The following is a 13,429-nucleotide window of genomic DNA, read 5'->3' on the forward strand; positions in this document are numbered from 1 at the left end:
AGCGCATGAAGGCCGCCGTCGTCCACGACTTCACCGCACCGCTGGCCGTCGAGGACCGCCCCCTACCGAAGCCCGCCGCGCACCAGGTCCGGGTCCGGATCGAGGCCTCCGGCCTCTGCCACACCGACATCCACGCCGCCCACGGCGACTGGCCGGTCAAGCCCAGCCCGCCGTTCGTCCCCGGGCACGAGGGCGTCGGCATCGTCGAGGCGGCCGGCGACCAGGTCCGGCACGTCCGGGTGGGCGAACGGGTCGCCATCCCCTGGCTCGCGGACGCCTGCGGGCGCTGCGACCACTGCGTCTCCGGCTGGGAGACGCTCTGCCTCCAGCAGCACAACAGCGGCTACTCGGTGGACGGCGCCTACGCCGAGTACGCGCTCGCGCACGGCGACTACGTCGTCCCCGTCCCGGACGGCATCGACCCGCTGGACGCCGCCCCGCTGTCCTGCGCGGGCGTCACCACCTACAAGGCGCTCAAGGTCTCGGACGCCCGGCCCGGCACCCGGGTGCTGGTCTCCGGCATCGGCGGACTCGGCCACCTGGCCCTCCAGTACGCCCGGATCTTCGGCGCCGAGACCATCGCCGTCGACGTCACCGACGACAAGCTCGCCCTCGCCCGCGAGCTCGGCGCCGACCACGTCCTGGACGCCCGCACCCAGGACGTCGCGGCCGAGGTCCAGGCCCTGGGCGGCGCCCACGCCTCGATCGCCCTCGCCGTCAGCAACGCCTCCTTCCAGGCGGCCTACGGCGCCCTGCGCCGCGGCGGCACCCTCGTCCTGGTCGCCCTCCCGGCCGAGGGCAGGCTCGAACTCCCGGTCTTCGAGACGGTGCTGAACGGCACCAAGGTGATCGGCTCGATCGTCGGCACCCGCGAGGACCTCGCCGAGGTCTTCCGCCTGCACGCCCTCGGCCGCACCCGGGTGATCCGCGAGACCCGCCGGCTGGAGGACGTGAACGCCTGCTTCGACGAGGTCCTGAGCGGCAAGGTCTCCGCCCGCCTGGTCTTCGACCTGCGCTGACACCCCCACTCACCCCCGTCCACGGCGCGGGTCGGCCGACGGGCCGCGCCCGGCTACGTCCGGATCGCGTCTCAGTCGCGTCTCCGTTCGGTTCGGCATGGGTACGAACCGGGCCCCGGTCCGGGATCGTGGGGGCAACCACTCGTGCGGCAAGGGGAGTTGCCATGGGGGACGGCCGGGGCTTGGCACCGGATGCGGTGGCGGCACTGCTGGGCGACGGGCCGCACCGGGCGGTGGCGGAGGTCGTCCGGGCGCGGTTGCGGACGGTGCCGGAGGGGGCCCGGGCGCTGACGGCGGCGGAGGCGAGCCCGGGGGACGCGCGGGCACGGGCGCTGCTGACCGCCGCCGTCGACCACCTGCTGGCCGCGGACCCGGCGTTCGCGCGGTACCTCGCCACCACCGGGCTCGGGAAACCGGCCGACCCGCCGACCGTCCAGCTGCGGAGCGAGCCCGGCACCGTGCAACTGCGGGTCGGACCGCCGTCCACGCCGCCGCCGGCGAACCCGGCCACCGTCCAGCTGCGGCTCGACCCGGGGGCCGCCCGCGCCCGGACGCTCGCCGCCCGGCGGAGCGGCACCGGCATCGTGGTGGCGCTCGCCCTGGTGCTGATCGCCGCACTGGTCGCGATCGGCATCCACCTGGGCTCGCGTCCGCTGCTGAAGCCGGGCGGGCCCGGACTGGCGCACGCCGCACCGCCGCTGGGCGACCCGGCGCTGGTCCGGGCGGTGCTGCCCGACGCGCGGGCGCTGCCGGGCGGCTGGCAGGTGCGACGGGAGCCGACGGCGGGGACCGCCCGGGGCGGCGGGCTGCCGTGCCTGCTCCCGGACTCCTGCGACCTTCAACTCGCCTCCGCCACCGTGACCTTCGGTTCGGCCTCGGCGCAGACCGTGGAGTTCGGCGTGGCCTCCTTCGCCTCCCCCGAGGCCGCCGCCCGCGCCTTCGACCACACGCTCGACCGGACCGCCGGCACCGACCCGGCGGCGGCCGTCCCGCGGATCGGCGACCAGAGCGCCGTCCGCGTCCAGGGCTCCTCGTCGGCGGTGGCACTGGCCAGGGTCGGCAGCGTGCTGCTCGTCGTGCGCGGGGAGGGGTCGGGCGACCAGCTCACCGGGCCCGCGTTCACCGGCCTCGCCGAGCTGGTCGCCGAGCGTGCCCGGCAGGCGCAGGAGGGCCGCACGCCCGATGCCGCCGCGGACGGCGCGAGCAGCTGACGGTCCGGTCCCGTCGAGGCGGTCCGGGACGGCCGGTTGCCGCCCGTCCCGGACCGCGGACCCGAGCGGGGAGCCGGGCGACAACGGGGACCAGGAGCCAGGGAGCACCGGAGGCGCCGGGGAGCGCCACCAGGGCCGTCGCCCGAATGCGTGTATCGCTCTCTTGACTGGCGTCACCGAAGCGCCATACTGGCCTCACTCCCCGCTCGCACAACGAGGTGCCCGCCCATGGAGCTCTCACCCTCGGCGCACGTGGACACGTTCTGTCGAGACCACCTCCCGCCCTTCGAGCAGTGGCCCGAGCTCCTCTTCGAACTCCCGGAGTTGGCCTACCCCGACCGCCTGAACTGCGCCGCCGCCCTACTCGACGACACCATCGAACGCCTCGGCCCGGACCGCCGCTGCCTGCTCACCCCCACCGGGAGCTGGACCTACGGCGAACTGCGCGGCCACGCAGACCGGATCGCCCGCCTGCTGACCGAGGACCTCGGCCTCGTCCCCGGCAACCGGGTCCTGCTGCGCGGCCCCAACACCCCCTGGCTGGCAGCCTGTTGGCTCGGCGTCCTGAAGGCCGGCGGGGTGGCCGTCACCACCATGCCACTGCTGCGCGCCGCCGAGCTGACCGAGCTCACCGGCATCGCCCGGCCCGCCCTCGCCCTGTGCGACCACCGCTTCCTGGACGAGCTGGACCGGGCCCGGCCCCCCGGGCTGCGGGTCCTGCCCTACGGCGGCCCCGGCCCCGAGGACCTCACCGCCCGCTGCGCCGCCAAGCCCGCCGGCTTCCCCGCCGTCCCGACCGCCGCCGACGACGTCGCGCTGATCGCCTTCACCTCCGGCACCACCGGCCGCCCCAAGGCCACCCTGCACTTCCACCGCGACGTGCTCGCCATCGCCGACACCTTCTCCCGCCACCTGCTCCACCCCACCCCCGAGGACCTCTTCACCGGCACCCCGCCGCTCGGCTTCACCTTCGGCCTCGGCGGCCTGCTGGTCTTCCCGCTGCGGGCGGGCGCCGCCGGCCTGCTGCTAGAGCAGGCCACCCCCGAGCAGCTCGCCGAACAGGTCCGCCGGCACCGGGTGAGCGTGCTGTTCACCGCGCCGACCGCCTACCGGGCGATCCTGGCCGCCGGGCTGGCCGACCGGCTGGCCAGGGTGCGGCACTGCGTCTCGGCGGGCGAGCCGCTGCCCGCCGCCGTCTGGCAGGCCTTCCACACGGCCACCGGACAGCGGCTGATCGACGGCATCGGCGCCACCGAGCTGCTGCACGTGTTCGTCTCGGCCGCCGGCCGGGACATCCGCCCCGGCTCCACCGGCCGACCCGTCCCCGGCTTCCGGGCCGCGGTCCTGGACGGGCAGGGCCGCCCGGTGCCGGACGGCGAGCCCGGGATGCTCGCCGTCAAGGGCCCGACCGGCTGCCGCTACCTGGACGACGAGCGCCAGCTGGACTACGTCCGCGGCGGCTGGAACCTCACCGGCGACACCTACGTCCGGGACCGCGACGGCTACTTCTGGTTCCGGGCCCGCAACGACGACATGATCGTCTCCTCCGGCTACAACATCGCCGGGCCCGAGGTGGAACAGGCGCTCGCCGCCCACCCCGACGTGGCCGACTGCGCGGTGGTCGGCGCGCCGGACGAGCGGCGCGGCGCGGTGGTCAAGGCGTACGTGGTGCTGCGCGCGGGCGTACCGGCCGGGCCGGAGACGGCCCGCGCGCTCCAGGAGCACGTCAAGCACGCCATCGCGCCCTACAAGTACCCGCGGGCGGTCGAGTTCGTGCCCGAGCTGCCGCGCACCGCGACCGGCAAGCTGCACCGCGCCGAGCTGCGCCGACGGGCCGCGCTGACCCCGGCCAGCGTCACCGTCGAGCGCCGGGTGGAATGGTCCGACACCGACGCCGCCGGGCACTACCACTTCTCCGCCGTGCAGCGCTGGGCCGAGGCGGCGGAGGCGGCCCTGCTGCGCCGGCTCGGGCTCGCCGAGCTGTTCGGGCGGATACCCCGGGTGCACTTCGAGGCCGACTACCGCGAACGGCTCTGGTTCGGCGACCTCGTCCGCACCGAACTGCGGGTCGTCCGGGTCGGCGGCTCCTCCCTGCACTACGCCTTCGAGGTGCACGGCCCGCACGGGCTGGCCGCGAGCGGGCGGATGTCGGTGGTACACGCCGCGCCGCAGGACGGGGGCTCCCAGCCGTGGCCCGCGCAGGTCCGCCGCACGCTGGCCGAGGCGGGGCCGCAGCGGCCCGAGGTGCTCGCATGAGCACGGCACCGGACCGCGCGGGCCGACCGGACGCGGCTCCGCGGGCGGTGCGCCGGATCGCGGTGATCGGCGCCGGCCCCGGCGGGCTCTACTTCGCCGCCCTGGCCAAGCAGCTGGCACCCGACCGGGACATCACCGTCTTCGAACGGGACGGCCGGGACGACGAGTTCGGCTTCGGCGTGGTCTTCTCCGACGAGACCCTGGACGGCATCGCCCGGGCCGACCCGCTCGTCTTCGCCGCGATCAGCGCCGAGTTCGCCCGCTGGAGCGACATCGACATCCGCTACGCGGGCGAGGTCCGCACCAGCGGCGGCCACGGCTTCGCCGCCCTGGACCGCAACCGGCTGCGCGCCGTCCTCCGACAGCGCTGCGCCGAGCTGGCGGTGGACGTGCGCTACCGCACCCCGGCGCCGCCCGTCGACCGACTGGCCGCCGAGTACGACCTGGTGGTGGCCGCCGACGGAATCCGCTCCGGCACCCGGGCCGCCCACCCCGAGAGCTTCCGCCCCGACCTGGACGAACGCCACTGCCGCTACATGTGGCTCGCCACCGACAAGGTCTTCGAGGCCTTCACCTTCATCGTCGAGCGGTACGACTTCGGCGTCCTCCAGGTGCACGCCTACCCGTACAGCGCCACCCGCTCGACCTTCATCGTCGAGGCGGCCGCGGACGCCTGGCACCGCGCCGGCTTCGATGCCTTCGCCGCACGGGAGTCGGCGCGCGGCGAGAGCGACCTGGCGAGCGTGCGGCGCTGTGCCGAGCTGCTCGCCGGGCACCTGGACGGCCACCGGCTGATCCCCAACGCCTCCCGCTGGATCCGCTTCACCACGGTCCGGAACGCGAGCTGGCGCCACCGCAACGTGGTCCTGCTCGGCGACGCCGCGCACTCCGCGCACTTCTCGATCGGCTCCGGCACCAAGCTCGCCCTGGAGGACGCCCTCGCCCTGGCCGCCGCGCTGAGCGAACAGCCCACCCTGGACGCGGCGTTGGCCGGGTACGAGGCCGAGCGGCGCCCGGTGGTGGAGTCCACCCAGCGCGCCGCGCAGGCCAGCCTGGAATGGTTCGAGACCATCGGGCGGCGCACCGGGCAGGGGATCGACCGGTTCGCCTTCAACCTGCTCACCCGCAGCCGGCGGGTCACCTACGGCAACCTGCGGGCCCGCGACCCCGCCTTCGTGGACGCCGTGGACACCGCCTTCGGCGGCTCGCCCGGGGTGCCGCCGATGTTCCGGCCGCTGAAACTGGGCGCGCTGGAACTGCGCAACCGCGTCGTGGTGCCCCCGCTCGCCACCTTCACCTCCCCCGACGCGCTGCCCAGCGGCTTCGACCGCGCCCAACTGACCGGCCACGCGCTCGGCGGCGCGGGGCTGGTGATCGCCGGGATGACCGCGGTCAGCCCCGAGGGCCGGGCCACCGACCGCTGCCCGGGCCTGTGGGCCGACCACCAGGAGGCCGCCTGGCGCCGACTCGTCGACGCCGTACGGGCGGTGAGCGACACCCCGCTCGGCATCCAGCTCACCCACGCCGGCCGCCGGGGCGCGACCGCCGTCCCCGGACCGGACGGCGTCGGGCGCCCGCTCGCCGAGGGCTGGCCGCTGATCGCCCCCTCGGCCCTCCCCTGGGACACCGGCAGCCCGGTGCCGCACGAGGCGAACGACATCCAACTGACCGCCGTCACCGCGGACTTCGCGGCCGCCGCCGAGCGGGCCGCCCGGGCCGGCTTCGACGTGCTGGAGCTCCAGTTCGGCCACGGCCACCTGCTCTCCTCCTTCCTCTCCCCGCTCACCAACCGCCGCACCGACCGCTACGGCGGTCCGCTCGCCCACCGGCTGCGGCTGCCACTGGAGGTGCTGACGGCGGTGCGCGCCGTCTGGCCGGCCGGGCGGCCGCTGGTGGTGCGGATCTCGGCGAGCGACTGGGCGCCCGGCGGCACCACCGAGGAGGAGGCCGTGGCGATCGGCCGCGCGCTCGCCGGGGCCGGGGCGGACGCGCTGGACGTCTCCACCGGCGAGGTGGTGGCGCACCAGCGGCCGCCGTACGGGCGCGGCTACCAGACGCCGTTCGCCGAACTGGTCCGCGCCGCCACCGGCCTGCCGACCATCGCGGTCGGCGCCATCTCCGGGTTCGACGACGCGGACTCCGTCCTGCTGGCCGGCCGCGCCGACCTGGTCGCGGTCGGCCGCGCCCACCTGTACGACCCGCTCTGGACGCTGCACGCCGCCGCCGAGCGGAACCACACCGGGCCGGGCGCCCGCTGGCCCGAACCCTGGCAGGCCGGCAGCCGAAAGCCGCCCGGGCCGAACGCCGACCGGGTCGCCCCGCGCCTGCACCTGCTGCGCGAGCCGCCCCCGCCCGTCCACCGCCGCTGGTCACCGGACCATCCGTGAGCGGCGCCCGAGCCCCTCGAGAAGCCGTCGCGTTCCCCACCGCAGCCCCCGAGGAGGGACGAGGAACCATGCCCGACCTGCCCCGCTTCACCGCCGCCGCCGTCCAGGCCGCCCCGGTCTACCTGGACCCGGCCGCCACCGTCGACAAGGCCGTCGCGCTGATCCACGAGGCGGCCGGGCACGGCGCCGAACTGGTGGTCTTCCCCGAGGTCTTCGTGCCCGGCTACCCGTACTGGAACTGGACGATGAACCCGGTGCAGGGCTCGCCCTGGTACGACCGGCTGTACCGGGCCGCCGTGGACGTCCCCGGCCCGTACGTCGACACCCTGCGGGCCGCGGCCCGGCAGGCCGGCGTGGTGCTGGTGATCGGGGTCAACGAACGCGGCCGGCCCGGCCTCGGACCGCTGTACAACACCCTGCTGATCATCGGCGCGGACGGCGAACTGCTCGGCGTGCACCGCAAGCTGGTGCCGACCTGGGCCGAGAAGCTGACCTGGGGGCAGGGCGACGGCAGCACCCTCACGGTGCACCCCACCGCCGTCGGCCCGCTCGGCGCGCTGGCCTGCGGCGAGAACACCAACCCGCTGGCCCGCTTCACGCTGCTGGCCCAGGGCGAACTCGTCCACGCCGCCTGCTACATCGCGCTGCCGGTGGGCCCCGAGGACTACGACATGGCGGACTCCATCGCCCTGCGCACCGCCGCGCACTGCTTCGAGGGCAAGGTGTTCTCGGTCGTCTCCTGCTCCACCGTCTCCCCCGAGATCGTGGACCTGATCGCCGGCGACGACCCGCGGCTCCGCAAGCAGCTCGCCCGCCCGCACAGCGCCCTGTCCGGGATCTTCGGCCCGGACGGCCGTGCCGTCACCGAACCGCTGGTGGACGAGGAGGGCATCGTCTACGCCGAGATCGACCTCGGCCGCTGCGTCCAGCCCCGGCAGATGCACGACATCGTCGGCCACTACAACCGCTTCGACGTCTTCCGGCTGCACGTGGACAACCGCCCGCTGCGGCCGCTGGTGTTCCCCGAGGAGGAGGCATGACCAGTCCCGAACGCACCCCCGGCCACGACGGTCACGACGACCAGGACCGTTACGACAGTCACGACGACGACCGGATCGGCCGGGCCAGGGTCACCGACAGCCCGGAACTGCTCGCCTACTACGAGGAGTTGGCCAAGTACCAGGCCGGCGCCCTGTGGACGGTCGCCAACGAGATCGAACCCTGGTACCCGCAGCCGAGGTCCGTCCCCGTGCTCTGGCGCTACGCCGACCTCCGCCCGCTGGTGCACAAGGCCCTGCCCCTGGTGAAGGCCGACGACGCCGGGCGCCGGGTGGTGATGCTGGTGAACCCCGGCCGCCGCGAACTGAGCGCCGCCGTAGGCCTGTTGTACACCGGGCTGCAGATCATGGGCCCCGGCGAGGCGATGACGGCGCACCGCCACCAGGCCTCCGCACTGCGCTTCGTCCACGAGGGCACCGGCGCCTGGACCGTCGTGGACGGGCAGAAGCTCAAGGTCGGCCCGCGCGACTTCGCGATCACCCCGAACAACACCTGGCACGAGCACGGCAACGAGGCCGACGACGCCCCGGTGATCTGGCAGGACGGCCTGGACATCCCGCTGGTCAACACCCTCGACGCCAACTTCTACGAGGTCCACCCGGAGCTGTACCAGCGGCCCGGGCCGGTCACCGACTCCTCGCTGCTCAGCTACGGCGGCAACCTGCTGCCGTACGGCGTCGAGAAGTGGACCCGCCCCTACTCGCCGCTGTTCGGCTGGCCCTGGGAGCCCAGCTACCACGCGCTCTGCCGACTCGCCCGCGCCACCGAGGGATCGCCCTTCGACGGCGTGGTCATGGAGTACACCAACCCCGTCACCGGCGGCCCGGTGATGCCGACCATGTCCGCCCACCTGCAACTGCTGCGACCGGGCCAGGCCACCCGCGCCCACCGGCACACCGGCTCGGTGGTGTACACCGCGGCCAAGGGGCGGGGCGTCTCGGTGATCGCCGGCCACCGCTTCGAGTGGCAGCGGGGGGACGTCTTCGTCGTCCCGTCCTGGGCCTGGCACGAGCACGCGAACCTCGACCAGGGCGAGGACGCCTGCCTGTTCTCCTTCAACGACTTCCCGGTGATGCACTCGCTCGGCCTCCACCGCGAAGAGGCCCACCCGGACGGGCAGCAGCCCACCACCACCGCCTGACCAGGAGCCCCACCGCCATGCACCTGTTGACCTTCCGAATCGCCGACCCCGCTGCCACCGCCGAAGCCGCAGCCGCCCCGCGCCTCGGCGCCCGGCTCGACGGCGACCGGGTCGCCGACCTGACCTCCCTGGCCTCCGCCGCCGGTGTTCGACTCCCGCCCGACCTCCTCGGGTTGATCCGCGCCGGGGAACCGGCCCTGGCCGTCGTCCGCGAGCTGCTCGCCGGCTCCCCGGCCACCAGGCCGCTCGCCGAGGTCTCGCTGTGCGCGCCGCTGCGCCCCGGCAAGATCGTCGGCGTCGGCCTCAACTACGTGGAGCACGTGGCCGAGTCGCACCGCACCCTGGACACCGACCGCGAACTCCCCGACCGCCCGGTGCTGTTCGGCAAGCCCTCGACCGCCGTCACCGGCCCGGGCGGGCCCATCCCGCACAACGCCGACCTCACCAAGCAGCTCGACTGGGAGTGCGAACTCGCCGTGGTGATCGGCGCGCCCGCCTTCCGGGTGGCCGAGGCGGACGCGCTGCGGCACGTGTTCGGCTACAGCATCGTCAACGACATCAGCGCCCGCGACCAGCGCCGCTCCGGCCAGTGGTTCTTCTCCAAGGGCCAGGACGGCTACGCCCCCTTCGGCCCGGTCGTGGTGACCGCCGACGAGATCCCCGACCCGCAGCGGCTCGACCTCTCGCTGAAGGTCAACGGCGAGCCGCGGCAGGACTCCAACACCCGCCACATGCTGTTCGGCGTCGCCCGGCTGATCGCCAACATCTCCTCCGGCGTCACCCTGGAACCGGGCGACGTGATCGCCACCGGCTCCCCCTCGGGCGTCGGCGCCGGGATGGTGCCCCCGCGGTTCCTCCAGCCCGGCGACCTCGTCGAGGCCACCATCGAGCGGATCGGCACGCTCGCCAACCCCGTGGTCGACGCCCGCTGACCAGCCCCGACCGGAAAGGACCGTCCGCCCGATGACCACCTACCGGATCGGCCAGATCGTCCCGAGTTCCAACGTCACCATGGAGACCGAGGTCCCCGCCCTGCTGCGGGCCCGCGAGGCGGTCGCCCCCGAGCGGTTCACCTTCCACTCCAGCCGGATGCGGATGACCAGGGTCACCCCCGAGCAACTGCGCGCCATGGACGCCGAGTCCGACCGCTGCGCCGCCGAGCTCTCGGACGCCCGGGTGGACGTGCTCGGCTACGCCTGCCTGGTCGCGGTGATGGCCACCGGCCACGGCTACCACCGCGAGGCCGAGCGGCGGCTGCACCTGCGCACCATCCAGAACGGCGCCCCCGCGCCCGTGGTCACCAGCGCCGGCGCCCTGGTCGCCGGGCTGCACGAACTCGGGGCCGCCAAGGTCGCGATGGTCACCCCGTATCTGCGGCCGCTGGCCCGGACGGTGGTCGAGTACCTCGCCGCGGAGGGCATCGAGGTGCTCGACCACGCCGCCCTGGAGATCGCCGACAACCTCGACGTGGCCGCCCACGACCCGGCCCGGCTGCCCGCGATCGCCCGCGGGCTCGCCCACGCCGGGGCGGACGCCGTGGTGCTCTCGGCCTGCGTGCAGCTGCCCTCGCTGTCCGCCGTCGAGGAGGCCGAGCAGCAGCTCGGCAAGCCCGTGGTCTCGGCCGCCGTCTGCACCACCCACCAGCTGCTGCGGGCCCTCGGCCTGCCCGCCTTCGCCCCCGGGGCCGGGACCCTGCTCTCCGGCGCCTACGCGTAGCGGGCGGTAGCGGTCCGCGCAGGAGGCGTCACCCGTAGCAGGTGTTCCGTGCGCTTCCCGCCGGATCGGCGCATCCGGCAAAGATCGGCAAGACCCTTCCGATGTCCCGCACCCTCGTTATGATCGCCACCAGTCGCCGGGGAGGAGGGCCCGCGCATGTCCGAGAACGCACCCCGGCCGAGCTCCCTGATCAACACCGTCTACGGCGAGTTCGTCCGCCGCCTCGGCGGCTGGATATCCATCGCCGACCTGATCGCCCTGCTGGCCGAGCTGGACGTCGACGGCCCGGCCGTCCGCTCGGCGACGTCCCGGCTGAAGAAGGCCGGCACCCTGCTCCAGGAGCGCCGCGGCGGAACCGGCTACCGGCTCGCCCCGGCGGTGGAGCCGGTCTTCGAGGAGGGCGACCGGCGGATCTTCCACAGCCTGGAGCCCGCCGCACTCGCCGACGGCTGGGTGGTGGCGGTCTTCTCGGTGCCCGAGTCCGCCCGCGCCCACCGCCACCAGTTGCGCTCCCGGCTGAGCTGGCTCGGCTTCGGCAACGCCGCCCCCGGGGTCTGGCTGGCGCCCGCCCGGCTGCTGCCGGACGCCCGCCGGCTGCTGGACCGGCTCGGGCTGAGCGCCTACGTCCACCTGTTCCTCTCCGCCGAGTACGCCGGCTTCGCCGATCTCCGGACGGCGGTGGCGAGTTGGTGGGACCTCCCGGCGATCGAGGCGCAGTACGCGGCCTTCGCCGACGCCTGGCACCCGACCGCCGAGGAGCGGCGCGACCGGTCGCCGGTCGACCCGGCCGAGGCGTTCCGCGCCTACGTGCCGATGCTCACCCAGTGGCGCCGCCTGCCGTACCTGGACCCGGGGCTGCCCGCGCAGCTGCTGCCCGCCGACTGGAACGCGGTGCCGGCCCGCGCGGTGTTCACCGAGTTGCACGGACTGCTCGCCGAGCCCAGTCTTCGGTACGTCGAGAAGGTCACCGGGCTGTCCCGCCCCCAGGTGCGTCCGGCGATCCAGGAGCCGCAATGACCGACCCCGCCCCCGTCCCCGCCGACCTGCTGATCCGGGCCGCCGCCGTGCACACCCTGGTGCCCGGCGAGCCGCCCCGCCGGGCGGTCGCCGTCACCGGCGGCCGGATCACCGCCCTGTCCCCCGCGCCCGACGGCCTGGACGCCCTGGTCGGCCCGGCCACCGAGGTGGTGGACGCCCCGGGCTCTACGGTGCTGCCCGCCTTCGACGACACCCACACCCATCTGGTCATGGCCGGGCACAGCGTCCACGGCGTGCCCGTCCACCGGGCCCACGACCTGGCCGGGTTCCTCGCCCTGATCCGCGAGCGCGCCGCCCGCACCCCCGCCGGGGAGTGGATCCAGACCACGGTCAACTGGCAGGAGGTGCTGCTGGCCGAGCAACGGATGCCCACCACCGGGGAGTTGGACGCGGCCACCGCGGACCACCCGGTGCTGGTGCGCCGCGGCGCGTACAACATGGTGCTCAACTCGGCCGCGCTGCGGCTGGCCGGGATCACCGAGGCCACCGAGGCACCGCCCGGCGGTGTGATCGAGCGCGACCGACACGGGCGGCTCACCGGCCGGCTGGTCGACCGGGCGGTCGAGCCGGTCGAGCAAGTGCTGCCGCGCCCCACCCTCGCGGAGCGGATCGAGGGCCTGCGCGCCGCCTCCGCCGACTTCGCCGCCACCGGCATCGGCACCGTCCGCGACTGCCTGGTCCCGGTCGAGGACCTGGAGGTGCTGGACGCCGCGCGGGCCGGGGGCGCCCTGGCCGTCCGGGTCCGGGCGCTGGTCTCCGGCTTCGCCGCCCGCACGCCGGAGCAGGTGGACGCACTGCTGGAGCGGATGGACGCCTGGCGCTCCGCCGGCCGGGACGACGGCCGACTGAGCCTGTGGGGCGTCAAGTTCGGCATCGACGGCGGTTTCGAGGCGGGCGCCGTGGAGGAGCCCTACCAGGGGCAGCCGTGCTACCACGGCCGGCTGCTCTGGGAGCCGGCCGAGCTGCTCGCGGCGGTGGACCGGGTGGTCGGGCGGGGCTGGCGGGTCGGCGTGCACGCCTGGGGCGACCGCGGGCTGCGGGTGCTGCTGGACGTCTTCGAGCAGGTGGCCGCGCGCCGCCCCGGCCTGCCGCCCGGCACGCTGGTGGTCGAGCACGGCGGCCTGGCCCGCCCCGGACAGCGGGCCCGGGCGATCGCCCTCGGCATCCCGGTGACGGTCCAGCACCCGCTGCTGCACGACGGCGCGCTCACCCAGCAGCGGGCCTGGGGCGAGGAGCGCACCGCCGCGCTCTTCCCGCTGCGCGAGTGGCTGGACGAGGGCGCGCTGATCACCGGGGGCTCGGACTTCCCGGTCGGCCCGTACGGCGCGATGGTGTCGGTCTGGGGCATGACCACCCGGGGCACCACGGCCGGGGTGGTCGGCCCGGAGCACGCGATCGGCCGGGCCGAGGCGGTCGCCCTGCACACCGTGAACGCGGCCCGGCTGACCGGCGAGAGCGCGGTGCGCGGCAGCCTGCGGCCGGGGATGTTCGCCGACCTCACGGTGTGGCCGGTCGATCCGCTGGACTGCCCGGTGGACGCACTGCGCGACCTCCGCCCCACCCGCACGGTGGTCGACGGCCGCACCACGCACCGGAGTTGAC

The 13,429-nt window shown here is 75.2% G+C and carries 9 protein-coding genes and 2 pseudogenes; all 11 read left to right on the forward strand.

Annotated features, from left to right (window positions below; translation table 11 throughout):
* The first annotated feature begins 5 nt into the window (after positions 1–5).
* The 11 genes and pseudogenes from adhP to ACWDD9_RS13930 all read left to right on the forward strand — a co-directional run bounded on the left by adhP (position 6) and on the right by ACWDD9_RS13930 (position 13,428).
* Complete coding sequence (gene adhP, locus ACWDD9_RS13880) at positions 6–1,019, forward strand: alcohol dehydrogenase AdhP (protein ID WP_074004513.1); 1,014 nt, start codon at positions 6–8, stop codon at positions 1,017–1,019.
* 182 nt (positions 1,020–1,201) lie between these two features.
* On the forward strand, positions 1,202–2,230 hold the full coding sequence (locus tag ACWDD9_RS13885; RefSeq protein ID WP_449811709.1) for a hypothetical protein: 1,029 nt from the start codon (positions 1,202–1,204) through the stop codon (positions 2,228–2,230).
* 228 nt (positions 2,231–2,458) lie between these two features.
* Positions 2,459–4,066: pseudogene (locus ACWDD9_RS13890) on the forward strand (AMP-binding protein); the annotation flags it as partial.
* A gap of 75 nt (positions 4,067–4,141) precedes the next feature.
* Positions 4,142–4,486, forward strand: a pseudogene (locus ACWDD9_RS13895) (acyl-CoA thioesterase); the annotation flags it as partial.
* Entirely contained in the window at positions 4,483–6,873 is a 2,391-nt protein-coding gene (locus ACWDD9_RS13900) for an oxidoreductase (protein WP_449811710.1), read from the forward strand. The pseudogene ACWDD9_RS13895 and the gene ACWDD9_RS13900, both read left to right, overlap by 4 nt.
* 68 nt (positions 6,874–6,941) lie before the next feature.
* Positions 6,942–7,913 carry a carbon-nitrogen hydrolase family protein gene (locus ACWDD9_RS13905; protein WP_049650647.1) on the forward strand — a complete coding sequence of 324 codons (972 nt, stop codon included), beginning with the start codon at positions 6,942–6,944 and terminating at the stop codon, positions 7,911–7,913.
* The gene (locus ACWDD9_RS13910; RefSeq protein WP_387828793.1) at positions 7,910–9,073 is read left to right on the forward strand and encodes a cupin domain-containing protein; all 1,164 of its coding nucleotides are present in this window, start codon (positions 7,910–7,912) and stop codon (positions 9,071–9,073) included. Before ACWDD9_RS13905 ends, ACWDD9_RS13910 begins: the two co-directional genes overlap by 4 nt.
* 17 nt (positions 9,074–9,090) lie before the next feature.
* Positions 9,091–10,005 carry a fumarylacetoacetate hydrolase family protein gene (locus ACWDD9_RS13915; RefSeq protein WP_449811711.1) on the forward strand — a complete coding sequence of 305 codons (915 nt, stop codon included), beginning with the start codon at positions 9,091–9,093 and terminating at the stop codon, positions 10,003–10,005.
* A gap of 31 nt (positions 10,006–10,036) precedes the next feature.
* Positions 10,037–10,789 carry a maleate cis-trans isomerase family protein gene (locus tag ACWDD9_RS13920; protein ID WP_049650649.1) on the forward strand — a complete coding sequence of 251 codons (753 nt, stop codon included), beginning with the start codon at positions 10,037–10,039 and terminating at the stop codon, positions 10,787–10,789.
* Positions 10,790–10,945: 156 nt separating this feature from the next.
* A complete protein-coding gene (locus ACWDD9_RS13925; protein ID WP_449811712.1) occupies positions 10,946–11,806 on the forward strand; it encodes a PaaX family transcriptional regulator in 861 nt (286 codons plus the stop codon).
* Positions 11,803–13,428, forward strand: coding sequence for an amidohydrolase (locus ACWDD9_RS13930; RefSeq protein ID WP_449811713.1), 1,626 nt, complete (start codon positions 11,803–11,805; stop codon positions 13,426–13,428). The genes ACWDD9_RS13925 and ACWDD9_RS13930 overlap by 4 nt, the downstream gene beginning before the upstream one ends.
* Position 13,429 lies beyond the last annotated feature (1 nt).

The sequence above is a fragment of the Kitasatospora sp. NPDC001119 genome (assembly GCF_053598475.1).

What these genes read in the sequence shown, in the direction of transcription:
- ACWDD9_RS13920 (WP_049650649.1), top strand. Translation starts at nt 10,037, where the DNA reads ATGACCACCTACCGGATCGGCCAGATCGTCCCGAGTTCCAACGTCACC.
- ACWDD9_RS13900 (WP_449811710.1), top strand. Translation starts at nt 4,483, where the DNA reads ATGAGCACGGCACCGGACCGCGCGGGCCGACCGGACGCGGCTCCGCGG.
- ACWDD9_RS13915 (WP_449811711.1), top strand. Translation starts at nt 9,091, where the DNA reads ATGCACCTGTTGACCTTCCGAATCGCCGACCCCGCTGCCACCGCCGAA.
- ACWDD9_RS13930 (WP_449811713.1), top strand. Translation starts at nt 11,803, where the DNA reads ATGACCGACCCCGCCCCCGTCCCCGCCGACCTGCTGATCCGGGCCGCC.
- ACWDD9_RS13905 (WP_049650647.1), top strand. Translation starts at nt 6,942, where the DNA reads ATGCCCGACCTGCCCCGCTTCACCGCCGCCGCCGTCCAGGCCGCCCCG.
- adhP (WP_074004513.1), top strand. Translation starts at nt 6, where the DNA reads ATGAAGGCCGCCGTCGTCCACGACTTCACCGCACCGCTGGCCGTCGAG.
- ACWDD9_RS13910 (WP_387828793.1), top strand. Translation starts at nt 7,910, where the DNA reads ATGACCAGTCCCGAACGCACCCCCGGCCACGACGGTCACGACGACCAG.
- ACWDD9_RS13925 (WP_449811712.1), top strand. Translation starts at nt 10,946, where the DNA reads ATGTCCGAGAACGCACCCCGGCCGAGCTCCCTGATCAACACCGTCTAC.